The sequence below is a fragment of the Paramylibacter kogurei genome, from assembly GCF_002742285.1.
GTDB classification, from domain to species: Bacteria; Pseudomonadota; Alphaproteobacteria; order Rhodobacterales; family Rhodobacteraceae; genus Amylibacter; species Amylibacter kogurei.
Genome location: NZ_MDGM01000007.1, coordinates 143,097 through 165,755 on the forward strand (window position 1 = coordinate 143,097; position 22,659 = coordinate 165,755).

At 48.7% G+C, this 22,659-nt stretch carries 20 protein-coding genes and 1 tRNA gene; 12 read left to right on the top strand and 9 right to left on the bottom strand.

The features are described from left to right. Nucleotides 1-27: 27 nt before the first annotated feature. The 3 genes from BFP76_RS02795 (at nucleotide 28) to glpX (ending at nucleotide 2,722) form a co-directional block, all read left to right on the top strand. Complete coding sequence (locus tag BFP76_RS02795) at nucleotides 28-327, top strand: hypothetical protein (protein WP_099591663.1); 300 nt, start codon at nucleotides 28-30, stop codon at nucleotides 325-327. 72 nt (nucleotides 328-399) lie between these two features. Then, nucleotides 400-1,686 carry a homoserine dehydrogenase gene (locus tag BFP76_RS02800; RefSeq protein WP_099591664.1) on the top strand — a complete coding sequence of 429 codons (1,287 nt, stop codon included), beginning with the start codon at nucleotides 400-402 and terminating at the stop codon, nucleotides 1,684-1,686. A gap of 70 nt (nucleotides 1,687-1,756) precedes the next feature. Next, nucleotides 1,757-2,722, top strand: coding sequence for a class II fructose-bisphosphatase (glpX, locus tag BFP76_RS02805; protein ID WP_099591665.1), 966 nt, complete (start codon nucleotides 1,757-1,759; stop codon nucleotides 2,720-2,722). Between the two features lie 340 nt (nucleotides 2,723-3,062). Here the strand turns inward: glpX and BFP76_RS02815 are convergent, their stop codons facing one another. Next, nucleotides 3,063-3,746 carry a cyclic nucleotide-binding domain-containing protein gene (locus BFP76_RS02815; RefSeq protein WP_165775645.1) on the bottom strand — a complete coding sequence of 228 codons (684 nt, stop codon included), beginning with the start codon at nucleotides 3,744-3,746 and terminating at the stop codon, nucleotides 3,063-3,065. A 107-nt stretch (nucleotides 3,747-3,853) separates the two neighbouring features. On the opposite strand from BFP76_RS02815, the gene recJ reads away from it, so the two are divergent. The 3 genes from recJ to BFP76_RS02830 all read left to right on the top strand — a co-directional run bounded on the left by recJ (nucleotide 3,854) and on the right by BFP76_RS02830 (nucleotide 6,784). Next, complete coding sequence (gene recJ / locus BFP76_RS02820; protein ID WP_099591667.1) at nucleotides 3,854-5,617, top strand: single-stranded-DNA-specific exonuclease RecJ; 1,764 nt, start codon at nucleotides 3,854-3,856, stop codon at nucleotides 5,615-5,617. Nucleotides 5,618-5,690: 73 nt separating this feature from the next. Beyond that, nucleotides 5,691-5,765, top strand: a tRNA-Glu gene (locus BFP76_RS02825). A gap of 86 nt (nucleotides 5,766-5,851) precedes the next feature. Beyond that, nucleotides 5,852-6,784 (top strand): alpha/beta hydrolase, encoded by a 933-nt coding sequence (locus BFP76_RS02830; protein WP_099591911.1) that lies wholly within the window; start codon nucleotides 5,852-5,854, stop codon nucleotides 6,782-6,784. Here the strand turns inward: BFP76_RS02830 and BFP76_RS02835 are convergent. Beyond that, the gene (locus tag BFP76_RS02835; RefSeq protein WP_099591668.1) at nucleotides 6,781-8,781 is read right to left on the bottom strand and encodes a CocE/NonD family hydrolase; all 2,001 of its coding nucleotides are present in this window, start codon (nucleotides 8,779-8,781) and stop codon (nucleotides 6,781-6,783) included. The two genes, BFP76_RS02830 and BFP76_RS02835, sit on opposite strands and share 4 nt — an antisense overlap. A 94-nt stretch (nucleotides 8,782-8,875) precedes the next feature. Between BFP76_RS02835 and BFP76_RS02840 the strand changes: the two genes are divergently transcribed. Then, nucleotides 8,876-9,847 (top strand): DMT family transporter, encoded by a 972-nt coding sequence (locus BFP76_RS02840; RefSeq protein ID WP_099591669.1) that lies wholly within the window; start codon nucleotides 8,876-8,878, stop codon nucleotides 9,845-9,847. A 5-nt stretch (nucleotides 9,848-9,852) separates the two neighbouring features. On the opposite strand, the gene BFP76_RS02845 is transcribed toward BFP76_RS02840, so the two are convergent. Genes BFP76_RS02845 through BFP76_RS02860 form a run of 4 tightly spaced genes read right to left on the bottom strand, consistent with a single transcriptional unit; the run spans nucleotide 9,853 to nucleotide 16,061 of the window. Then, nucleotides 9,853-11,025 carry a pyridoxal phosphate-dependent aminotransferase gene (locus BFP76_RS02845; RefSeq protein WP_099591670.1) on the bottom strand — a complete coding sequence of 391 codons (1,173 nt, stop codon included), beginning with the start codon at nucleotides 11,023-11,025 and terminating at the stop codon, nucleotides 9,853-9,855. 28 nt (nucleotides 11,026-11,053) lie between these two features. Then, nucleotides 11,054-12,271 carry an NAD(P)/FAD-dependent oxidoreductase gene (locus BFP76_RS02850; RefSeq protein WP_099591671.1) on the bottom strand — a complete coding sequence of 406 codons (1,218 nt, stop codon included), beginning with the start codon at nucleotides 12,269-12,271 and terminating at the stop codon, nucleotides 11,054-11,056. Continuing rightward, nucleotides 12,271-13,971, bottom strand: a complete 1,701-nt coding sequence (locus BFP76_RS02855) for a hydantoinase B/oxoprolinase family protein (RefSeq protein ID WP_099591672.1) — start codon at nucleotides 13,969-13,971, stop codon at nucleotides 12,271-12,273. The genes BFP76_RS02850 and BFP76_RS02855 overlap by 1 nt, the downstream gene beginning before the upstream one ends. Then, nucleotides 13,968-16,061 (bottom strand): hydantoinase/oxoprolinase family protein, encoded by a 2,094-nt coding sequence (locus BFP76_RS02860; RefSeq protein ID WP_099591912.1) that lies wholly within the window; start codon nucleotides 16,059-16,061, stop codon nucleotides 13,968-13,970. The genes BFP76_RS02855 and BFP76_RS02860 overlap by 4 nt, the downstream gene beginning before the upstream one ends. A 292-nt stretch (nucleotides 16,062-16,353) precedes the next feature. Here BFP76_RS02860 and BFP76_RS02865 point away from each other — a divergent pair, with 292 nt between their 5' ends. Beyond that, nucleotides 16,354-17,142, top strand: a complete 789-nt coding sequence (locus BFP76_RS02865; RefSeq protein ID WP_133117379.1) for a hypothetical protein — start codon at nucleotides 16,354-16,356, stop codon at nucleotides 17,140-17,142. On the opposite strand, the gene hpaR is transcribed toward BFP76_RS02865, so the two are convergent. Both hpaR and BFP76_RS02875 read right to left on the bottom strand, forming a co-directional pair. Then, complete coding sequence (gene hpaR, locus BFP76_RS02870) at nucleotides 17,143-17,586, bottom strand: homoprotocatechuate degradation operon regulator HpaR (protein ID WP_099591674.1); 444 nt, start codon at nucleotides 17,584-17,586, stop codon at nucleotides 17,143-17,145. 2 nt (nucleotides 17,587-17,588) lie between these two features. Then, complete coding sequence (locus BFP76_RS02875) at nucleotides 17,589-18,446, bottom strand: fumarylacetoacetate hydrolase family protein (protein ID WP_099591675.1); 858 nt, start codon at nucleotides 18,444-18,446, stop codon at nucleotides 17,589-17,591. A 93-nt stretch (nucleotides 18,447-18,539) separates the two neighbouring features. Between BFP76_RS02875 and BFP76_RS02880 the strand changes: the two genes are divergently transcribed. From BFP76_RS02880 to hpaD, 3 genes are read left to right on the top strand one after another with little or no spacing between them, the layout of a single operon-like run. Then, nucleotides 18,540-18,926: a 5-carboxymethyl-2-hydroxymuconate Delta-isomerase gene (locus BFP76_RS02880; protein WP_099591913.1), complete on the top strand. Its 387-nt coding sequence runs from the start codon at nucleotides 18,540-18,542 to the stop codon at nucleotides 18,924-18,926. An 11-nt stretch (nucleotides 18,927-18,937) separates the two neighbouring features. After that, nucleotides 18,938-20,455 carry a 5-carboxymethyl-2-hydroxymuconate semialdehyde dehydrogenase gene (gene hpaE, locus BFP76_RS02885; protein ID WP_099591676.1) on the top strand — a complete coding sequence of 506 codons (1,518 nt, stop codon included), beginning with the start codon at nucleotides 18,938-18,940 and terminating at the stop codon, nucleotides 20,453-20,455. A 9-nt stretch (nucleotides 20,456-20,464) separates the two neighbouring features. After that, a complete protein-coding gene (hpaD, locus tag BFP76_RS02890; protein WP_099591677.1) occupies nucleotides 20,465-21,445 on the top strand; it encodes a 3,4-dihydroxyphenylacetate 2,3-dioxygenase in 981 nt (326 codons plus the stop codon). Between the two features lie 54 nt (nucleotides 21,446-21,499). Here the strand turns inward: hpaD and BFP76_RS02895 are convergent, their stop codons facing one another. After that, nucleotides 21,500-22,099 carry a GNAT family N-acetyltransferase gene (locus BFP76_RS02895; protein WP_099591678.1) on the bottom strand — a complete coding sequence of 200 codons (600 nt, stop codon included), beginning with the start codon at nucleotides 22,097-22,099 and terminating at the stop codon, nucleotides 21,500-21,502. A gap of 167 nt (nucleotides 22,100-22,266) precedes the next feature. Between BFP76_RS02895 and BFP76_RS02900 the strand changes: the two genes are divergently transcribed. Further along, on the top strand, nucleotides 22,267-22,659 hold the full coding sequence (locus tag BFP76_RS02900; RefSeq protein WP_099591679.1) for a helix-turn-helix domain-containing protein: 393 nt from the start codon (nucleotides 22,267-22,269) through the stop codon (nucleotides 22,657-22,659).

The following is a 22,659-nucleotide window of genomic DNA, read 5'->3' on the forward strand; positions in this document are numbered from 1 at the left end:
ATGCAGATGAATTTCCAGACTGGGATAATGATAATTGCGATGGGTACATTGGGTGCCTGTTCCATTGAATCGCATGTGCCCGATTTGGAATATCTACCACAGGGTGATGTGCAAAATCAGACATGGCCCGAATTGGTACCCACGGATGATTTGGCGAGCAAATCCGTGCCAGTTGATCCTAAAAACATCCAAGCGTTAAACTCCGTAGCATCACGTGCATCTGCCTTGCGTCAACGCGCGGCTGGATTGCGGGCGGCACCTGTCACATCTGCTCGCGTTGCAAATTTGCGCGCGCGTGCCGCTGCTCTGCTTGCGGCCGAATTTTAAGCGAATCGACATTGCCCCAACCGCCCCTTTCCGATAACAGACAGTGGAAATAAACGAACGGAGCAATCGCATATGTCTCACCCTTTGCGTCTTGGTATCGCGGGTCTTGGCACCGTAGGTGTCGGTGTCATCAAAATCGTTATGCAACATGGGGATATGTTGCGTGCACGTTCTGGGCGCGACATTACGATCAGCGCTGTTTCCGCACGCTCCAAATCCAAGGATCGCGGCGTTGATCTCTCAAATTTCGATTGGGAAGATGATCCCGTTGCATTGGCCACACGCGATGATGTGGATGTTTACGTTGAATTGATGGGTGGCGAAGACGGCCCCGCGTTGGCATCCGTAAAGGCCGCATTAAACGCGGGCAAACATGTTGTTACTGCGAACAAAGCAATGCTGGCCATTCACGGTCAAGAATTGGCCGAACTGGCCGAATTCAAAGGTGTGAATTTACGATTCGAAGCCGCCGTTGCCGGTGGCATTCCGATTATAAAATCCCTGACCGAAAGCTTGGCTGGCAATAAAATCACCCGCGTTATGGGCGTGATGAACGGCACCTGCAACTATATCCTCACACGTATGGAAACCGCGGGTTTGCCATATGATGAGGTGTTTGAAGAGGCAAACCAGCTTGGCTATCTCGAAGCGGACCCAAATTTGGATGTGGGTGGCATTGATGCGGCACACAAATTGGTGCTGTTGTCATCCATCGCGTATGGCACACAAGTGGATTTTGCATCGGCGCAATTGCAAGGTATCCAACGCATTTCGATCGTGGATATCAAACACGCTGCCGAAATGGGCTATCGCATTAAATTGTTGGGCGTATCGCAAATGACGGATGCAGGTTTAATCCAAACCATGCGCCCCTGTTTGGTGCCTGCGTTATCACCGCTTGGCCTGTTGGAAGGTGGCACAAACATGGTAATTGTCGAAGGCGACAGCGTTGGGCAAATCGTATTGCGCGGTGCAGGTGCCGGTGAAGGCCCAACCGCGAGTGCGGTATTTGGCGATGTGATGGATATCGCGCGCGGCATCAATATCCCAGTGTTTGGTATTCCAGCGGCACAGCTTACAAAATCAACACCTGCTGATTCATCAGGTGAAAGTGCGTATTACATGCGCCTCAACTTGAAAGACAAAGCAGGCGCCATGGCCAGCGCATCCAGCGCTTTGGCCGATGCGGGCATTTCCATTGATAAAATGACCCAACACAGTAGCGATGACAATGTTGCACGCGTGTTGATCGTCACCCATCCAACAACAGGTGAAACCGCATCAAAGGCTGCGCAAGCAATCGAAAACACTGGTGTTTTGGAATTGCCCCCTGTCGTGCTAAAAATCGAAACCGTTTAATTAAATTTCACAAACCACGTATAAAATCGCCCAAAACCACATGGTGGTGCGCAAAGAATAGGACAATAAAATGGCTGATAAACAAGTATTTCAGGATCGCATGTTATCACTTGGTCTGGCACGCGTTTCCGAAGCCGCTGCAATCGCATCCGCAAAATGGGTTGGGCGCGGGGATGAAAAAGCGGCGGATCAGGCGGCGGTAAATGCTATGCGTGAACAGCTTAACTTGTTGGACATAAAAGGCGTTGTTGTCATTGGCGAAGGTGAACGCGACGAAGCCCCGATGTTATACATCGGTGAAGAAGTCGGTTCAGGTGATGGTCCAGGTGTGGATATCGCGCTTGACCCGCTAGAAGGTACAACATTAACCGCCAAGGATATGCCAAACGCATTGACCGTAATTGCGATGGCACCACGTGGTACCATGTTGCATGCACCCGACGTTTATATGGATAAATTGGCGATTGGTCCGGGTTATCCTGTGGATACCGTCACAATGGATATGTCGCCCAAAGAACGTGTTGAAGCATTGGCCAAGGCCAAAGATTGCAGAACGGAACAAATCACCGTTTGCGTTTTGGAACGCCCTCGCCACGAAGATATGATCGCAGAATTGCGCGACACGGGATGTGCGCTTCGCTTGATCACGGATGGTGATGTGGCGGGTGTGATGCACACCGCAGAGGCTGAAAAAACGGGTATCGACATGTATATGGGTTCAGGTGGCGCACCCGAGGGTGTTTTAGGTGCGGCCGCTTTGAAATGCATGGGCGGGCAAATGTATGGCCGCCTGACATTTCGCAATGATGACGAACGCGGTCGTGCGACCAAGGCTGGCATCACCGATTTTGATAAAATCTACACCCGTGATGAATTGGTCACCGATGATGTGATTTTTGCAGCAACTGGTGTAACAGATGGTTCCATCGTGTCAGGTGCACGACGTGATGGGGATTTCATGGAAACAGAAACCATTTTGATGCGCTCGCGTACTGGTTCTGTGCGTCGCATTCAATATCGCCAGAATAACAACTAATCCACATGGTACGCCGCGTAGGTTTCAGCGAACCAGATAAAGAGGCACGGCGAAAGCGCGGCGTATATAAAAACACCGCCAATGATCCGCCTAAACCTCAACACGAAAACGATGAGCCACAATCCAGTCGTCTGTTTACGCTGATATTCCTCAGCGTTTGGTTAATCGGTTGGTCGACAGCAATTTATTTTGTTTTCAATGTGATAATCCGTGGTGAAGGGGGTGTTTTCCTTTACGTTTGGCTTATTGCTGCTTTGATTGGCTGGTGCTTTGTGGTCTTCATATTATTCACGCTGATTTTCAACAAATCAAAGGATATCGACCCAAGCGGCGGCAACCGCTAGGTTACATATTGCGCTGTATCTGCCATGGGTTGTGATCGCCCAACCTTATGCGCCAAATCCGTACTGAAAAGCGCGATCAACGCATTGTTTAATGGCGCGGAACGGCGCATCATTTTACGAAGATCGGATACCTGCCAGTACACAAAAACAGCACCAGGTTGCGCCGTTACGGTTGCGGAAGCTGCGGATTGATTTAAAAATCCAACCTCACCAATGAAACTATTCAATGGAACATTATATTCCACGCCCCCTTTGTGCATCACCGCACGCCCAGCAACCAACAGATAAAGCCGTTCATTCAAATGTCCCGTTTCACACAGAACCGTATGGGCGGTAGCCGTGGTTGTTTCACTATCGCGCATTACTTTGCGAAATTGACCCGGTGTCAGGGTTGGAAAACAGCGGTAAATTGAACTTTGATCTGTGTTCATTGCAAATGTGGTGCGCTCCAAAATCAAACTGCAAATCATACAAAAATTAATCAACGCCATAGTACCAGATGCAAAAATCGCATCCCAAAGCGGTGTGTCGTTGATGTTAAAATAATACAGGATATAAAAAGCAGACCCGATCAACACCAACACGCGCAGGATCAATTGATCGCGTGCTAAAAAACCCAATGAAAAAAACAACAGTGCAAAATGCACTAAAATCGCAGCTGAAAAGATATAATCATACATGTTGTCCCACTCCCAGTATCGACGCGACATTAGCGGAACAAACCCTGTTAATCGGTGTATTATATCACTGTTTGGCATGCTAAGTTTGCCCAAAGAAAAGGCCACACATGACGCAAACTTCCAATGACACTGCATTTCTTGGTGTATCCCAATCCGCAACGGGGCGGCGCTGGTGTGGGCTTTCGGTTGAAACGGATCGCCAATCACAATTGATTGCTCAGCAAACGGGTTTGCCAAATGCGGTGGCGCGAACGTTGGCGCGATTGGGCGTGAATGAACAAGACGCGGTGAATTACCTTTCGCCAAGTCTGCGCGAATTGATGCCCGATCCGTCCAAGCTGCGCGATATGGAAACGGCAGCGGCGCGGATAGATTTGGCGGTTACAAAAAAACAACGGATCGCAATTTTTGCGGATTACGATGTGGATGGCGCAACATCCGCTGCACTACTCTTTAATTGGTTTGCAGCGCTTGGCCATGTGGCAACAATATACGTACCTGATCGCATCGACGAAGGTTACGGCCCAAATGATGCTGCGATGTTGGAACTGGCCGCCAATCATGATCTGATTATTTGCGTTGATTGTGGCACATTATCTCACGGTCCGATTGCGGCAGTGTCCGGCACGGATGTGATTGTGCTGGATCATCACTTGGGCGGTGAAACGCTGCCTGATGCTGTGGCGGTGGTAAATCCCAATCGCCAAGATGAAACGGGGGATCTGGGTTATCTTTGTGCCGCTGGTGTGGTGTTTTTAACCCTTGTTGCTATCAACCGCATTCGCCGCGGCGCTGGTGCACATTGTCCTGATTTGATGTCATTGTTGGATTTGGCCGCACTTGGCACAGTGGCCGATGTCGCACCTTTGATTGGGTTCAACCGTGCATTGGTGCGCCAAGGTTTAAAAATCATGGCCAAACGTGAACGCGTTGGCTTAGCAAAACTTGGCGATATTGCGGGGCTGAAATCCGCACCCACATCATATCATCTGGGGTTCATGTTGGGGCCGCGCATCAATGCCGGTGGGCGCATTGGCAAGGCGGATTTGGGTGCACGATTGCTCACCACCACCGATCCGCACGAAGCAGAGGCAATCGCCGATCGTTTACATCAGCTCAATGACGAACGCCGTGAAATAGAGGCCGAAGTCCAACTGAAAGCAATGGCGCAGGCAGAGGAACGCGGGCTTGATGCCCCCCTTGTTTGGGCAGCTGGCGAAGGTTGGCACCCCGGTGTTGTTGGCATTGTGGCATCGCGATTAAAAGAATCCACCAACCGCCCCAGCGTTGTTATCGGGCTTGACGGGGATGAAGGCAAAGGATCAGGGCGATCGGTAAGCGGTATTGATCTAGGTGCGGCCATTGCCACCTGCGCACGCGAAGGCGTTTTGATCAAAGGTGGGGGCCATAAAATGGCGGCGGGGCTTTCGGTTGCACGCGAACAATTGGATGTCGCAATGGCGCGATTGTCTCAATTATTGGAAAAACAGGGCGCGGGAAATATTGGTCCGCGTGATTTGCATCTTGATGGCGTTATCGCGCCCAGCGCAATAACACCTGAATTGATCGAACAGTTGGAAACCTGTGGCCCCTTTGGTGCTGGTGCACCTGCCCCGCGATTTGCGCTCCCATCTGTATCCATCGCATTTGCAAAACGTGCGGGCCAGAATCATTTGCGTCTTACGCTCGCCGATGAAAACGGTGGGCGCATCGATGCGATTGCATTTGGTGCATATGATTCTGAACTTGGGGCCCTGTTGGATGATCATCGTGGTCGAAAATTCCACTGTGCAGGCCGATTAGAGATCGACGATTGGGGCGGAAGGCGCCGCGCCAAGCTTCGATTGGACGATGCGGCACTGATCACATAAAAACATTTCAATAATGTGAAAAAAGCGCTTGCAAGGGATGCACGCTTTCCCTAAATACCCCTCACGAACAAGCGGTCCCTTCGTCTATCGGTTAGGACGCCAGGTTTTCAACCTGGAAAGAGGGGTTCGATTCCCCTAGGGACTGCCAGTTCGTCGATCCACCCAAAATCATTACCAATTGCAAATGTGTTTTCACATGGGCTAGGCTTGTGGCATTCCCACAGGATGGCTGGCATGGATTACAAAACCAAGATTGATGCGCAAACTTGGGCATTCATCGAAAAAACCGCACAATTTTATCCCCCCGAAACCGCTGGTTTTCCAATTGCTGAACAGCGCCGCATCTATGATGACATGTGCAAATCATTTTATGCAGGTCGTCCCGATGGGTTGGATGTTGAAACCACAAACATGAATGGCGTGCCCGTGCGCATATATACCGCTTGTGATTCTGCACATCATGAATCGGGCGTCACCATTGTTTACATCCACGGGGGTGGATTCGTTGTGGGCGGATTAGATAGCCACGATGACATTTGCGCCGAAATTTCACATCATACAAAACGACGCGTGTTGGCGATTGATTATCGTCTATCCCCCGAACATAAACACCCCGCAGCGTTCGATGATGTCGTCACCGCAATCAACAGCATCGCTGCACGATATCAAACACCGCTCGTCTTGATTGGTGATAGTGCGGGCGCAAATCTGGGTGCGGCGGCAAGTGGGGCTCTTCGCGGCGATGATATCGCAATCATCGGACAGGTTTTAATATATCCTGCATTGGGTGGTGATATGGATCAGGGATCATATTTGACCCATGCAAATGCACCGATGTTGTCACGCGAAGACGTGGAATTTTACCATAAAATCCGTGGTGCAACGCATGAAACTGACCCCACATTCGCACCCTTAAAGGCCGATAATTTTTCAAACTTACCGCCAAGTGTCGTTATCAGCGCCGAATGTGATCCACTGTGTGATGATGGGCGTAATTATTGCGACAAATTAAAATCGGATGGAAACAAGGCACATTGGATCTGTGAAGCCGGATTGGTACATGGATATTTACGTGCACGAAATAGTGTTGATCGCGCAAATGAAAGTTTTGAGCGCATCATTCACGCGGCACAATCATTGGCAAACCAAGAATGGCCATATGGCTAAACCAATTCGCGTTTTACCTTGTCGTCAAATTCACGCTCAAAGAAAAGCGTATCGTTTTCCCAAGCACACAGTTTTGCGGTGAAATAAAAATGCGTGGCATCGCAATGCATTTTCGCATCCACATATGTTCGCCACATTGCATCTTCACGTCCACCTGTCTGTTCCCATTCGATCGAAACACGTGCGGATAATGGATCATCGGGATGCACACGCCAATCTTCACGCATCCAGCCCCCCGAAATCAATCCGTGTTCCAAATCACGATTTTCTCCAAAGTCACAGAATATTTTCGTGCTGGTTTCACCTGTGGATTGTTCTGTCTCTAACTGACGTGAATATTGCGTGGGGCGTAAATTTTCTGCGCGCCATGGCGCTGCCGCTTCTGGTGGTTCGAATGTCCATTCACTATCAGTTGCGGTTTTTCGGATTGGCAATGAAATTTCGCCCGAATGAATGGTTATTTCTGCATCCACAGCGGCGGGCCATATCATAGGAAAGTAGTTGGTCGAAATCGCCACCCGCAATCGATGACCCGCTGGCAACCGATAGGCGATATGATCCAGATCAAACGCAAGATTAAATTCCTGCCCCGCCACCAGTGGTGCGGGTAATATATGACCATTCGCATGGGTTAGATTTAAAACACCATAACTGATCAATGCTGATGTGCCATCGGGGTGCAGATCACATAGCCGCACGGCTATTTGTCCTTCTGTCTGATCGGCAGACAGGGTTAACTTTATGCTTGGTGCACCAACGATATCCATGTCTGAAACGCTGACCGCACCATCAAAGCAAAGCGATTTTGCATCATCCTCATTTTGACGATCAGGCAATTCATCACCAAAGGCAAAGGGAAAATACTCACCGCCACTTGCCCCACAATCGGCTGGTGATTTGATACAAACATTTGGCGCACCATCCCCACCAAGTTGCCCACCCGCGCCAAGGTTTAACGTGATATTTGATATATCGCTGCTTGGCCAGTTTTGCTCTGCAATCCAGCGCCCCGCACGTTCATCAAGCCAACGTTTTGGCATAACGCTATCCATTAAATAGGCGCGGTATTCTGGATCATCCGCAACACCGGTATCGATAGCCTTTAACCATTGATCGAACCAACGCTTAGCCTCTTGTAAAAAGCCAATCGCAGGGGCAGGTCCTGCGTAATGGGGGTATTTATGGTTCCACGGACCAACGATTGCCTTGCACGGCGATGACAGGTTTTCAACCAAATGGGACGGTGTATTGCGATACCCGTCATGCCAACCACCAATCGCCAATACGGCTGCTTTTATCGCGCTGTAATCTTCGCAAACGGAACCATGCTGCCAATATTCATCGCGATGCTGATGGCGTAACCACGTTGAAAGGCTCACATCCATGTTTTCCAATCGATGTCGCCACATATCGCGCCAACGATCACCCACCAGAGCGGGATCAGGCGGGCGTGATGAATACGACAACATATTACAAGACCAGCCAAAATTCTCGCCCAACAAACACCCGCCCTTGTAATGGATATCGTCGGCATATCGATCTGTGGTGGAACAAATGGTTATCACCGCCTTAAGCGGTTTTGGCGCAAGCGCTGCAACCTGTAACCCGTTAAAACCACCCCATGAAATTCCCATCATACCAACATTGCCATTGCACCATTCCTGTGCGGCGGCCCAGTTGATTATATACTCCGCATCGGCCAATTCTTGGGCTGTGTATTCATCGTCCATCAATCCATCACTGTCACCATTGCCGCGCATGTCGGTGCGGATACAGACATACCCATGCCCCGCCAGCCATGGATGTGTATACTGATCGCGCACAATCGTGCCATCGCGTTTGCGATACGGCAGATGTTCCAAAATAACGGGTGCCGGTTGAAGCGGTGCATCAACGGGCATCCACACACGCGCGGACAATCGTGTACCGTCGGGCATTTCAATCCCCATATCGGGATATTCAACGACTGCGTGGGGGAAATCTGTCACTGTTTTCATCGCTCACCTCTGCGCATTAGGCTGCGCTGAATTAATTTACATGTCTAGGTCGAAATATCTGGTATGCCGATCATTTCTTTGAAACAGTCGCCCTATGAATCGCATATTTTCAAACCCGATTGCGCTGGGAATAACCTGTGCGCTGATCGCTGCTTTTTTCTTTACGCTCAACGATGTTGGCATCAAGTTTTTGAGCGGTGATTATCCACTCCACGAAGTGGTATTAATTCGCGCCCTGATCGCGCTTTCGATCACGCTTGCAATTTTCATGCCCCTTGAAGGGGGATATCACAATTTGCGCACAAAACGGCTTGGTCTTCATATGGTGCGCGGGGTGTTTGTGGTCATGGCGAATTTGTTGTTTTTTCTTGGCCTTGCATCCATTCCATTGTCAGAGGCAACAGCCATATTTTTTATCGCACCCGTGATAATCACAATATTCTCTGTCATATTCTTGGGCGAAACGGTGGGTGTATGGCGTTGGTTTGCGGTGGGTGCTGGATTGTTAGGTGCGCTTATCATGTTGCGCCCCAATCCTGCGAGCTTTCAAATCGCATCACTGTTGCCAATGTTTGCGGCTGTTTGTTACGCAACACTACATATTCTGTCGCGCAAGATGGGCGGCACTGAAAGCGCATCCACATTATCATTTTACATACAATTAACGTTTGTATTGGTGAGTGCAGCGATGGGATTAACATTTCACGATGGCGCCACCGCTGGCAGCGAAAATATCACAATTCAATTCTTGCTACGCGCATGGGTGATGCCAACTCCGTTTGATTTTGCGGTCATGGCAGGTGTCGGCGTTGCTAGCGCAGTAGGCGGATATTTCATAAGCCAAGCATATCGCACAAGCGAGGCGGCATTGGTTGCACCATTTGAATATGTTGGACTGTTACTCGCCATCATCTGGGGCATCGCCATATTTGATGAATGGCCAGACTATATCGCATGGCTTGGCATGGCGTTGATATTGTCTAGTGGTTTGTTGATGTTATGGCGTGAAAGCGTTCAGAAAAAGCGTGCGCGAATTCGCGACAAAGGATTGCACCGATTGCAATAATGCACTTAGCTCAGGGATTGTAATAACCCTTTGATCCCATCAATCACGCGGATCATGTCTTGGTCGGAAAGTGTGAGGCCAACACGGATAAATCCAGCGCTTTGTTTTCCAAATGCTTCACCAGGCATGACCGCGATATTGTGGTTTTCCAGCAATCGCCACGCAAATTCATCACCCGTCAATCCTGTGGGTCGAATATCAACCATGGCGAACATTCCCGCATCTGGCATTGCCACTTCCACATTTGGAACCACGCGCAATGCATTGACCAACATCGCCGCGCGACGTTTGTAGTTCTTGCGCATAATGTTTGCGGTTGGATTTGGTTCAATCAACGCCATCGCGGTGGCATCGGCAATAAAGGGTTGGTTGCCAAACAGAACTGTTTCCGAAATTGGCAGGGCCTTTTTGACAAACTCTTCTGGTGCGATGATCCAACCGCTACGCACACCTGGTGCTGCATGTGACTTTGAAACGGATGACACAACCACCGTGCGCTCCAATAGATCATCAAATTCCATTGGCGATGTGAAGTCCCCGTTAAAAACCAATTCTTCGTATACCTCGTCCGAAATAATCCACAGATCATGTTTTTTCGCAACATCACCAATAGCGCGGATATCGTCATGCGTTAACACCGCACCCGTTGGATTATGTGGTGTCGTCAATAATATTGCACGGGTTGCATCAGTCACGCGCGTTTCAATATCTGATGCACGCATGCGAAACCCATTTTCGGGTGACAATGGCACGGGGGTTAGCGTGCCACCCTGTGCCGCAATCAATCCATCATAGGTGGCATAATACGGATCACCAACCAAGACCTGATCCCCATGATCAACCAATGCAGCCATTGCAATAAATAGTGCGGTTTGCGTCCCTGGCACACACATGACATTTTTCGCAGAAATTGATTGCTTGCGTCTGCGCGAATAATGATTGGCGATTGCGACAAGCAAGTTCGCTTCGCCCTGGCCATTTGAATACGCAGTGCGCCCATCATTCAAAGATTTGACAATTCCATTGGTTAACACGCCACTCGCGGGTATTTCTGGCTCCCCTATTGACGCAATAACCACATCATGCCCCGCCGCGATCATTTCCTTGGCACGCAGATGCACCGCCCATTTATCCGAACCTAAACTTGCCAACCGCGTGGATGTATTACTGTAACGCATTTTATGCCTTTGTTTTGAATATTCGGTGCTAGATCACTGCGGTTTCAACAATGGGTTCGTTCGCTGTCACGCGATCAAAATGAAACGGAGACATATCCAATGTTTGATATGCCCCATGCACCATGATTTCGGAAATACCGCGCCCCATCGCAGGGGATTGTTGCAATCCATGCCCCGAAAATCCGTTCACGAAATAGAAATTAGAAACAATGGGATGTGGGCCCAAAATCGCATTTTGATCCAAGGTGTTATAGGCGTAATGCCCCACCCATTCGCTTTGTATTTTGATTGCATCAAATTGTGGAATACGCGTGGCAAGGATCGGCCAAACATGGTCTTGCCAAATATCGTGATCCATATCGAAGTCATCATAATCCACGGCTGGGTCAAATCCGCTATGCCCACCACATTGATAGGTGCCGCCGCCATTTTCGCGGACATGAACACCTGATGGATCAATCGTTAACGGCAAATCGCGATCCAGTGGTTTTTCTGCGCTAAAAACCCACGAAAACCGTTTGCGAGGTTCTACAGGCATGTCAATTCCAACCATTTGTGACGTGCGTACAGCGCGCGGACCAGATGCGTTTAACACTTTGCCACATGTGATTTTTTCACCCGATGCAAGTGTCACAGTTTCCACACGGTTTTTCGCCTCATTTTGGGACATCGCAACAACTTCGTTTTGAATATATTCAACACCTGCCTCTTGGGCTTTGCGGCGCCACCAATCAAATACGGTGGATCCATCCCAGTACCCCTCGTCCACCAAATTGATCGAGCCTAACAAAATATCGTCCACGTTATAAAACGGATATGCTTTTTTGATTGCCGCCGCATCCATTAATTGGGTTGCTGCACCTTCGGCAATTTGCAATTTTTGATTGCGTCGAAGCACCTGCGCAAACGCTTCGGTATCCGCAAGATACATGTAACCAAAACTGCGGATCGACAATTGAGGAATGCGTTCATCACCGCCCATATGTTCGCGCAGATTTTTCACATAATCCGCCGCAAATTGGGAAATGCGCACGTTCAATCTGGTTGAAAACTGTTGGCGCATGCAACTGTTTGTGTGAGTGGTTGATGCGAACTCATATGTGGTATCGCGTTCAACAACCAATACGCGCCCATCAAAGGATTTGTCCTGACTTAAAAACCACGCCGCAGACGAACCCATGATCCCACCGCCAATAATGACGATGTCATAGGATTGATGTTGGGGAATTTGCATTTGCTTGGCCATTATAAATCACCCCCATTTTTGATTTTTCTAACGATGTCATTTACATCTGCTTGGCTTAATCCATAATCATCCATGGCGGTTTGTGCGCTGATAAACCCGCGCAATAAATCCCGTTTCACCAATTCGACATCTCGTAAACGGGCATCGCCATAACCACCCCCACCCGGCAGCGCCAACATAACCTTGCGCCCGGATGCAACAAATTGTTTTCCTTTGCCGCGCATCGTGGTGCCGTCATCTTGGGCAATGGATGTCGGCGCACCAGCCCCACCACCGCGCCGCCCATTGGCGGGGTGATCCACACGATCAAACATTGCTTGAAAATCGAATTCATACCCTGCTTGCGCACCCACTTCCATATATTGACCAAGCCCACCACGCTGTTTGCCAATGCCACCTGAATCTGGGCGCAACTCTTTGCGCCATATGATAACAGGACCGGCATGTTCGGTGGCCTCGATCGGCATGGTCATCACACCTGATGGGAATGCTGTGGCGTTTAATCCATCATGATTTGGGCGCGCCCCTGCACCACCTGAATTAAATGTTAGCACTTCGGATCGTATATCACCTTGTAGTTTTGCGTGCCTACTTGGGCGCAATGAAACTTGGAAATTGCACAAACATCCAGCGCCCTCTGCGGGGACAACATCTGGCAAGATTTTATCCAACGCATTATAAACGGTATCGGGCACAAAATGCCCCACGATATGGCGCAGCGCCACGGGCGCGGGATGAACCGCATTCACAATCGTATCGACGGGGGCTTCCATTTCGAATGGTGCGAGTGATGCCGCATTATTGGGGATTTCAGGTGCGATTGCACATTTCAACGCATAACAAGCATATGCCTTGGCGTACACTTTGGGGCAATTAATGCCTTTTTGGTCTACGCCCGATGTACCCGTAAAATCGCAAACGATACGATCCTGTTCAATTGACAGCGTTACACACAGCTTGATGGGTTGATCAAACCCATCCACCGTCATTTCCCCAAACGCCGATTTCTTTGGAAGAGCGTTGATCCGTTCCAACGTGGCGCGACGTGAATTTTCCAAGATAAATTCAGCAATTCCCGAAAGATCATCCAGATCAAATTCACCCATCATTTCAATCAGCCGACGATGCCCAATTTCATTGCATGTTGATAATGCATATAGGTCGCCAATCAATTGATCGGGTTCACGCACATTGCCACGCACGATCCGCACCAAGGTTTCATCGACCTCACCACGCACCGCAAATTTCATGATGGGGATATATAATCCTTCTTCGTAAACGCTTGCCGCATCCGCACCAAAACCGCGCCCACCGACATCAACCACATGTGCGGTGCAGGCGAAAAACCCAACCAATTTACCATTATGAAACGAGGGCGTGACCATCGTGAAATCATGCAGATGCCCAGTACCCTCCCATGGGTCATTGGTTAGATAGACATCGCCTTCAAAAATATTCGCTGGCCCTATGCGACGGATGAAGTGAGCGACGGCATCAGCCATTGCATTAACATGCCCAGGTGTGCCCGTGATCGCCTGTGCCAACATGCGCCCATCGATATCATAAACTCCGGCGGATAAATCGCCTGCTTCGCGAACTGATGTGGAAAATGCAGTTCGCACCAACGCTTGCGCCTGTTCTTCGACCACCGAAATTAATCGGTTCCACATGACCTGATATGCGACATTGGAATGGGTCATTGCGCTGCTCCTTCGTCGATGCGGGTGATATCAATACAGCCATCGGATTGGCGTGTTGCCATACGGCTTGATGGAACGATAATTGACGTTTCCGTTTCAACAATTACCGCAGGGCCCGCAATGGATTGCCCATCCATCATGGTTTCGCGATCCACAATATGCGATGTCAGGAATTTTGATTGCGCCGGATCAAAAACATCACGCACCGTTGCGATTTTTGCTTCGCCCATATTTGACGTGAGTGTAACCGGTTCCACTGGTTCGGGTGGTGTTGTCGCATTTACTGCCCAAACCGTAATTTCCACATCCATACCGGCCACTGATCGTGCGAATAGCTTGATATATTCTGCCTCAAACAGCGCTAAAAATTCATCTGCGTTGGGGTTCATTGCTTGATCTTCGCTGATGACAATTGGAATTTCCCAACCCTGCCCCGCATAACGCATATAAACTTTGAACTCTGACAAAATCGGTGATGTTGAATCACAATTGCGCACAAAACCAGTTGCCTCTGATTGAAGCTCGCTCAACAACGTTTTAATTTTGTCGGGATCAAATTCCGAAAGTTTCATATAAACAGATCGATTTGCTTCAAAACTAAACGGTGCGCGCAAAAAACCTATTGCCGATCCAACACCAGCACCCGATGGCACCAGCAACCGATCGACACCTAATTTTTCACACAAACGACCAGCATGAAGCGGTGCCGCCCCACCAAATGCGATCATGGTATATTCAGACAGGTCTTCACCATTTTCCACCGCATGAACCCGCGCCGCATTTGCCATATTTTCATCGACCACTTCTGCCAAACCAAACGCGGCAGTGGGGGCATCCATGTCCAACGCATCGCCCAAAAATGATTGTAATGCTTTCACTGAGTTTTGGGTGTGTAATTTGATTGAACCGCCCGCAAAATTGTCTGGATCAAGTTTTCCCAAAACTAAATCCGCATCGGTAACCGCTGGGCGTTCACCACCCCGCCCATAACACGCAGGGCCCGGTTCTGATCCCGCACTTTCGGGGCCAACGCGGATTTGACGCATCGCGTCCACATGCGCAAGTGATCCACCGCCCGCGCCAATTTCCACCATATCAATAACGGGAATTGATATCGGCATGCCTGATCCCTTTTTGAAACGATAGGTTCGCGCAACCTCAAACACGCGGCTGGTTTTTGGGGTTTGATTTTTGATCAAACAAATCTTGGCAGTAGTCCCGCCCATGTCAAAGCTAAGCACCTTGTCCAGACCATAACGCGACGCGATATTCGCGGCAAAAACCGCGCCTCCGGCGGGGCCAGATTCAACCAATCGCACGGGAAATTCAGCGGCATTTTCAATGGATATAATTCCCCCACCAGAATGCATCAAAAAGATGTTGCATGAAACACCTTCACCCGCCAAACGATCCGCCAAGCGCCCTAGGTAAGATTTCATCAATGGCTTGATATATGCATTTGCAACAACGGTATTAAACCGTTCGTATTCACGCATTTGCGGGCTTACTTCGCACGACAATGACACCATGATATCAGGCGCCTTTTGCGCCAAAACATCACGCACCATTTGTTCATGCACTGGGTTTAAATACGAATGGATCAACCCCACCGCGACCGTTTCATAACCTGCGGTAATGATCTGATCGACAACGGCCTCTACTTCTGCTCGTTTCATTGGGACAAGAACCTGACCGCGTGCATCAATACGCCCAGCAACCGTATATCGCATTTGTCGCGGCAATAATGGTTCGGGCAGATTAAGGTTCAAGTCATATTGCTCGAACCGACTTTCGGTGCGCATTTCAATGACATCACGAAACCCTTCGGTCGTGATCAGTGCGGTTTTCGCGCCGCGCCGTTCGATCAATGCATTGGTTGCCAAGGTTGTGCCATGAATGATCTGGCTGATATCACTGGGGTTTAACTCTGCTTTGCGACAAACTTGATGCATACCATCAATAATCGCATTTTCAGGTGCGTCATTGGTTGTTAAAACCTTGGTTGAAAACCGACTATTTTGCGTTTCCAAAACCACATCGGTGAAAGTTCCACCAATATCGACGCCCAACCGTACAGAAGATTTCCCCATCACTCGCACCTTTGTTTTGCCAAAACTAATCAGCATCACAGCATTTAATCCATCATTATTTCAGTGTTTGCAAAAATTTCCCAAACCCATCATCTTTTCGCCTGAATTTTAGTGAAAATGGCCTTGATCACACAGCGCTTGCATTAAATGCAAATGAACACTTCACACTGAGAATGACGAAAAAGAACGGTATACCTTTGAAATGAAAAATTTATCTGCGTTATTTATTGTGATGTCCATGTGGGCCGTTTTTTGCATATGTGCTTTCATCTTTCTGTTTTTAGGATTGGGAGTGGCCGCTGGATGTGGTGCATTAGAAAACACAAATTTTTGCAATCCAAATTATTTGCCTTGGTTTTTCACCTTTCTTGGCATCAGCACATTCGCCTTTGGCGCAATCGCCGCTTGGGCCACATTACGCATTAAAGTTTACGATAAAAAATACACCAAATATTTTGGGATTACGGCGATCGTTTCGCTGATCATTCAATTTTTGCTACCATTCATGGTGCAATCTCAACCACAGTTTTTGACGCAACACATTGGCAACACCGCATACAAAGTGCCGCGTGTTTATACGCAAACAGGTGAAAATACTGCGCAAAACGATGCAAAAATGACCATCACATATTGCAAGAACACTCTGCGTGGCATTTATCAAGGTTCGCAATATTGTGACGAGCAAGAAACGATATTTGATCAACAACCGTTGACAAGCGCATTTCAACCTGCACGTTTTTTGCGTGAAGTGTTAAAACAATCCGCATCCGACAATCGCGTTGCCAATAAACGAGACTGGATTGAATTTTGCGAACAGACAATTATTGGCGACACCGTATCATGCATAAACTTTCGCACGATTTATCGACGCAAGGATATCAACCATTTTATTTTGGATAGCGATGATAATTTAATCTTGTTCGCGAGTTGTCCGCGCAGTGGAAAATCAGGCTGCGATATCGTTTCGCAAACGCAACTTGGCCGAATGTTCTATCGCTATGACGGCACCACGTTTTTTAACCCAGAGGCATGGCGTGCCCATGAAACCCGCGTCATTGATATGGTTAAATCTTGGCAGTAACTATTTGCGCAATTTGACTTGTGCCAATTTATCCAACAAATCGAGCAGTTGATTCATGTTTTCAGCGCCAAATTGATCCTCAATTTCGCGATAGGCAGCTTGTGTGGATTCCGCTGCCTTTGCAATTGCATCTCGTGATTTATCAGTCAGTGAAATCAATGTGCGGCGTTTGTCTTGGGCATCTTTGATCCGCGCGATTGCACCTTCTTCTTCTAAGGTTTGCAATATACGGGTCAGGCTTGGCAATAATAACGCTGATTTGTCGGCCAACTGACTTGCATCAATACTGCCAAATTCATCCAGAACGCGCATCACGCGCCATTGTTGTTCGGTATAACCGCGCGCTGCCAAAAGGGGGCGAAAATGGGCCATCACCGCTTCACGTGCGCGCAACAACGCGATCGGAACCGATTGTTTGATGGATCGCATCCCCGCATCAGACATGATTATATCACCTCTTTTGCAACGGTATTAGACAGGGTTCCAACACCTTCGACCGATACTTCAACCACATCACCCTCTCGTAGCCAAATCGGTGGATCAAACCTTGCACCAGAACCAGTTGGTGTCCCAGTCGCGATAATATCGCCCGGCAATAACGTGCCAAAATTGGATACATATTCAATAATCCGTTTAAATGGGAACGCCATGCTCGCGGTGGTATCTTTTTGGCGAATTTCACCATTCACACGGGTTTCAACCATCAAGTTTTCGATATCAATTTCAGACAAGTCTGTTTCGATCCAAGGTCCCATCCCCCCTGAACGATCCCAGTTTTTCCCGGGTGTTACGTTGAACTTGCCATGACGAATCCAATCGCGAATTGAACCCTCGTTCATAATCGTCAATCCAGCCACATGATCCATCGCAGCGTCTTGTGATATACGCCGGCCCTTTTTGCCAATCACCAAAACAATTTCCCCTTCGTAATCCAATTGTTCGGATTCTGGCGGGATCAAAATATCCCGTCCATGCGCGGAAAAAGACATCGGATTTCGCACAAATAAACTGGGATATTTGGGAGCATCGGAATTGTCTTTGTATTCGGCATTGCGATTCATATAGTTCACGCCAACACAATAAATTTTACGCGCGTTTGGCACGGGAATATCCAGATCAACATCATCAAGATCATAATCTGTTGCTGCCTGTGCAGCCGATTTTGAAACATCTTCCAGTGTTCCGATATCCAATAAATCACGCACAGATTTCACACCAAATTGCACGGTCAAATCGACAACACGATCATCAATAACTGCGCCTGCACGGCTTTCACCATTTTTGAAAAACGAAATTAGCCGCATCTATTGCTCCATCATATTTGGTATTTTCTCCATTTACTTAACATGTTAAATAAAATACAGTCAAGCCAGAATCAAACTATCAATGGTGATATCTTGCCTCATTTTTCGCTAGAATATTCCGCCAATCTAGAGAGCCGCATCAACCTGCAAGGCCTGTGCGAAATCACACGGATCGCCGCACTCGAAACTGATGTTTTTCCCCTTGGGGGCGTGCGAGTGCGCACACATCGTTGCGATCACTTCGCCATTGCCGATTTGCATCCTCAAAATGCATTTATCCATCTTACCGTCAGCGTGGGATCGGGGCGCGATACTGAAACCCGCAAACGCGCAGGCGATCATATTTTTGCGGCCGTGGAAAAATATCTAGCGATTGAAATCAACGAACCCTATTTCGCCCTGTCGATGGAAATGCGCGAAATCGATCCCACAACAACGTGGAAAAGAAACACAATTCATCCTCGTCTGAAATCCAAATAAAAGGTTCCGCTATGTCCGACTTGGCAACAAATCTTCAAAAGGCCGAAAAATACCTTCAGCGTTTTCGCGACACGGGTATCCAAAACCGTATCGGTGGCAAAGATATGGATGGCGGTGATGGCGAAACATTCGAAACCATTTCACCTGTTGATCTTAAACCGCTTTGCAATGTTGCACGCGGAACTGTTGGTGATATCGACTTGGCGGCGAAAACCGCAATGGCTGCGTTCAAAGAATGGGCGGATTTCCCCGCCAAAGATCGCGCAAAAATCCTTCATGAAATTGCAGATGGGATCGAGGCACGCGCCGAAGAAATTGCATTCATGGAATGTATCGACACCGGTCAATCATTGCGATTTATGTCCAAGGCCGCATTGCGCGGTGCGGCCAATTTTCGATTTTTCGCCGATAAATGTTTAACCGCTCGTGATGGGCAATCCCTTTATGCACCTGGGCAATTAAACGTCACCAACCGCAAACCCATAGGCCCCGTTGGAATTATTACGCCTTGGAATACACCGTTCATGTTGTCCACTTGGAAAATTGCACCTGCATTGGCCGCAGGGTGCACCGTGGTGCATAAACCCGCTGAATTTTCACCAATAACGGCACGTATCCTTCTTGAAATCGCCGAGGAATCCGGCCTGCCAGCAGGTGTTTGGAACCTTGTAAATGGGATGGGCGAAGATGCGGGTCGTGCGCTCACCGAACATCCCGATATCAAGGCCATCGGTTTTGTCGGCGAGAGCCGCACTGGCACATATATCATGCAACAAGCATCCGAAACGTTGAAACGGTTTCATTTTGAACTCGGCGGTAAAAACCCCGTTGTGGTGTTTGATGATGCCGATTTGGAACGCGCAGCGGATGCAGCCGTCTTTATGATTTATTCGCTAAATGGCGAGCGATGCACATCATCGTCACGCCTGCTGGTCCAAGATACAATCTATGACAAATTCACTCAGATGGTCGCAAAAAAGGCAAAAAACATCACCGTCGGTCATCCCCTTGATCCAAACACCACGGTTGGCCCGCTGATTCACCCAGAACACGAACAAAAGGTGCTGGAATATCTGCAAATCGGCAAGGACGAAGGCGCAACCGTTGCTGCAGGCGGTGGACGCCCCGATAATTACACCACTGGCTGTTATGTGGCGCCAACTCTATTTACCAATGCAAACAACAACATGCGCATCGCACGCGAAGAAATCTTTGGCCCCGTGCTTACAGCAATTCCCTTCAAAGACGAAGCAGAGGCATTGGAAATCGCCAATGACACGGAATACGGGCTGACAGGTTATTTGTGGACATCCGATGTTACACGCGCATTGCGTTTTTCAGATGCGCTCGAAGCAGGCATGATCTGGGTTAACTCTGAAAACACCCGCCACCTTCCGGCCCCGTTTGGTGGTACCAAGGCATCCGGCATTGGGCGCGATGGTGGCGATTGGTCGTTTGATTTTTACATGGAAACAAAAAATATTGCATTCGCAATGACAGAACATCGCATCCCTAAATTGGGCGGCTAAGGAGAAAACATGTCACTACCAGCACCCGTACTTTATCCCCCGTTCAATACAATCCGCCTCTCGCATATTGAATTGGTTGTCACTGACCTTGCTGCGTCTTCGGCGTTTTATGCTGATACTTTAGGATTGCAAATCACCCACCAAGACAGCACCCATATCTATCTGCGCGCAATGGAAGAACGCGGTCATCACTGTGTGATACTGATGAAAGGTGAAACACCTTGCGTGAATGTTTGCGGCTTCAAAGTATTCTCTGAATCCGATCTGGACGAGGCCGAAAAATATTTCCAAAAAATTGGTCATAAGGTTGAATGGATCACCCGCCCACATCAGGGCCGCACATTGCGCACCCATGATAACATGGGCATGCCAATCGAATTTTATCACCACATGGATCGCCTTGATCCAATCCATCAGAAATACAAACTCTATCACGGCGTAAAACCATTGCGCATTGATCATTTCAATTATTTTTCACCAGACGTGGATGCATCGGTGGATTGGTGGAATAACCTTGGCTTTCGCACCACGGAATACACAGCGGACGAAGAAACAGGGCGCAAATGGGCCGCATGGATGCATCGCAAAGGTGGCGTTCATGATGTGGCCTTTACCAATGGTACAGGGCCGCGCCTGCATCATCTGGCTTTCTGGGTTCCTACACCGCTTAACATCATCGATCTGCTCGATCTGATGTCAACAACGGGCTATGTGGCGAATATCGAGCGCGGCCCAGGTCGCCACGGAATTTCCAACGCGTTTTTCCTATATATTCTTTGCCCAGATGGGCATCGCACAGAAATCTATTGCTCTGATTATCAAACCGTTGATCCAGACCTTGAACCGATCAAATGGGATCTCAAGGATCCTCAACGCCAAACACTCTGGGGGGCTCCTGCCCCCAAAAGCTGGTTCAACCACGGATCAACGTTCAAAGACGTTCCCCTGAAAAAATCCACGTTGGCAGCGCAACCCATTATCGCACCATAACTTTGCTTGGGGGCATAACGCCCCCAACTCCAAATGTTTTAAATATCCAAATTACTACGCGCGCGGCTTGGCCAATTGCCATTCCAAATGCGCTTTTACCGTTGGCCATTCACTGTTGATGATGGAATAAACGGCCGTGTCGCGTAGCGTACCATTCGCCATCTTCATATGATTGCGCAAAATCCCATCTGGTTTTGCGCCCAATCGCTTAATCGCACGGCGGCTTTGCAAATTCACAACATGGGTGCGAAATTCAACCGCGATGCAGTCAAGCGTCTCGAATGCATGGGTCAACATTAACAGTTTACATTCCGTATTGATGCCTGATCGTTGCACCGCTTTGCGATACCATGTCGATCCGATTTCCACTCGTTTGTTCTGGGCGTCAATATTCATAAATGTCGTCATGCCAACGGCATGCCCGCTGGATTGATCAATGATCGCAAATGGTTGCATTGAACCCATTTTGCGCAATGCCCGCCTGCGATCAATTTCATCTGCGACGCCATCGGGGGCAGGCACCCATGTGTACCACAATTTATGTAACTCCCCATCCGCAGACGCTGCTTTCAAATCGTCACAATGCGCCATGCAAAGCGGCTCTAACTTTACAAGCTTACCCTCAAGCACCACATCATCTGGCCATACTGTCATTTGAAATTCTCCAATTGGTTACGCAAATTCAACCAAACCTGACGCCTATCATCCAGCATTTTTTCACAGATTTGGCAAAGTTAAAAATAGCTACGGTTTACAAACCAACCACTGTCACGTTAGGTCTGTGCCCAAGACAAACGAAATACACATTATCGGAGTCCCCCTTGACCAATCAAAAACCAGACAGCACGGAATTTTTCAACGAAGATGTCGCCACATTCGGTGATCGTCTCGAAGCGGCGCGCAATGCCAAGGGGCTGACCACCACTGCGCTGGCCGAAAAGTTGGGCGTGAAGAAGAAAACCGTGAAGGCATGGGAAAACGACACTGTCGAACCGCGTGCGAACCGTATTCAAATGCTGGCGGGTCTGTTGAACGTTTCCATTATTTGGCTGATCAATGGCGAAGCAAACGGAACCGAAAATGTCGCGCAAAGCTTTGATCGACCAGAAGGTGTGAATGATACGCTTGGTGAAATTGCCAGCCTAAAATCCACGCTAACCCATGCGCTTGAACGTTTAGATAACCTTGAAACACGGCTGCGCGATCTCAATTAA

Excerpts from the sequence above, each read along its gene's own strand:
- BFP76_RS02855 (WP_099591672.1), bottom strand. The coding sequence starts at position 13,971 with ATGACCCATTCCAATGTCGCATATCAGGTCATGTGGAACCGATTAATT.
- BFP76_RS02815 (WP_165775645.1), bottom strand. The coding sequence starts at position 3,746 with ATGTATGATTATATCTTTTCAGCTGCGATTTTAGTGCATTTTGCACTG.
- glpX (WP_099591665.1), top strand. The coding sequence starts at position 1,757 with ATGGCTGATAAACAAGTATTTCAGGATCGCATGTTATCACTTGGTCTG.
- BFP76_RS02850 (WP_099591671.1), bottom strand. The coding sequence starts at position 12,271 with ATGGCCAAGCAAATGCAAATTCCCCAACATCAATCCTATGACATCGTC.
- BFP76_RS02875 (WP_099591675.1), bottom strand. The coding sequence starts at position 18,446 with ATGCGGCTAATTTCGTTTTTCAAAAATGGTGAAAGCCGTGCAGGCGCA.
- hpaD (WP_099591677.1), top strand. The coding sequence starts at position 20,465 with ATGTCACTACCAGCACCCGTACTTTATCCCCCGTTCAATACAATCCGC.
- BFP76_RS02830 (WP_099591911.1), top strand. The coding sequence starts at position 5,852 with ATGGATTACAAAACCAAGATTGATGCGCAAACTTGGGCATTCATCGAA.
- hpaR (WP_099591674.1), bottom strand. The coding sequence starts at position 17,586 with ATGTCTGATGCGGGGATGCGATCCATCAAACAATCGGTTCCGATCGCG.
- BFP76_RS02840 (WP_099591669.1), top strand. The coding sequence starts at position 8,876 with ATGAATCGCATATTTTCAAACCCGATTGCGCTGGGAATAACCTGTGCG.
- BFP76_RS02835 (WP_099591668.1), bottom strand. The coding sequence starts at position 8,781 with ATGAAAACAGTGACAGATTTCCCCCACGCAGTCGTTGAATATCCCGAT.
- BFP76_RS02800 (WP_099591664.1), top strand. The coding sequence starts at position 400 with ATGTCTCACCCTTTGCGTCTTGGTATCGCGGGTCTTGGCACCGTAGGT.
- BFP76_RS02795 (WP_099591663.1), top strand. The coding sequence starts at position 28 with ATGATAATTGCGATGGGTACATTGGGTGCCTGTTCCATTGAATCGCAT.
- BFP76_RS02895 (WP_099591678.1), bottom strand. The coding sequence starts at position 22,099 with ATGACAGTATGGCCAGATGATGTGGTGCTTGAGGGTAAGCTTGTAAAG.
- hpaE (WP_099591676.1), top strand. The coding sequence starts at position 18,938 with ATGTCCGACTTGGCAACAAATCTTCAAAAGGCCGAAAAATACCTTCAG.
- BFP76_RS02845 (WP_099591670.1), bottom strand. The coding sequence starts at position 11,025 with ATGCGTTACAGTAATACATCCACGCGGTTGGCAAGTTTAGGTTCGGAT.
- BFP76_RS02860 (WP_099591912.1), bottom strand. The coding sequence starts at position 16,061 with ATGGGGAAATCTTCTGTACGGTTGGGCGTCGATATTGGTGGAACTTTC.
- recJ (WP_099591667.1), top strand. The coding sequence starts at position 3,854 with ATGACGCAAACTTCCAATGACACTGCATTTCTTGGTGTATCCCAATCC.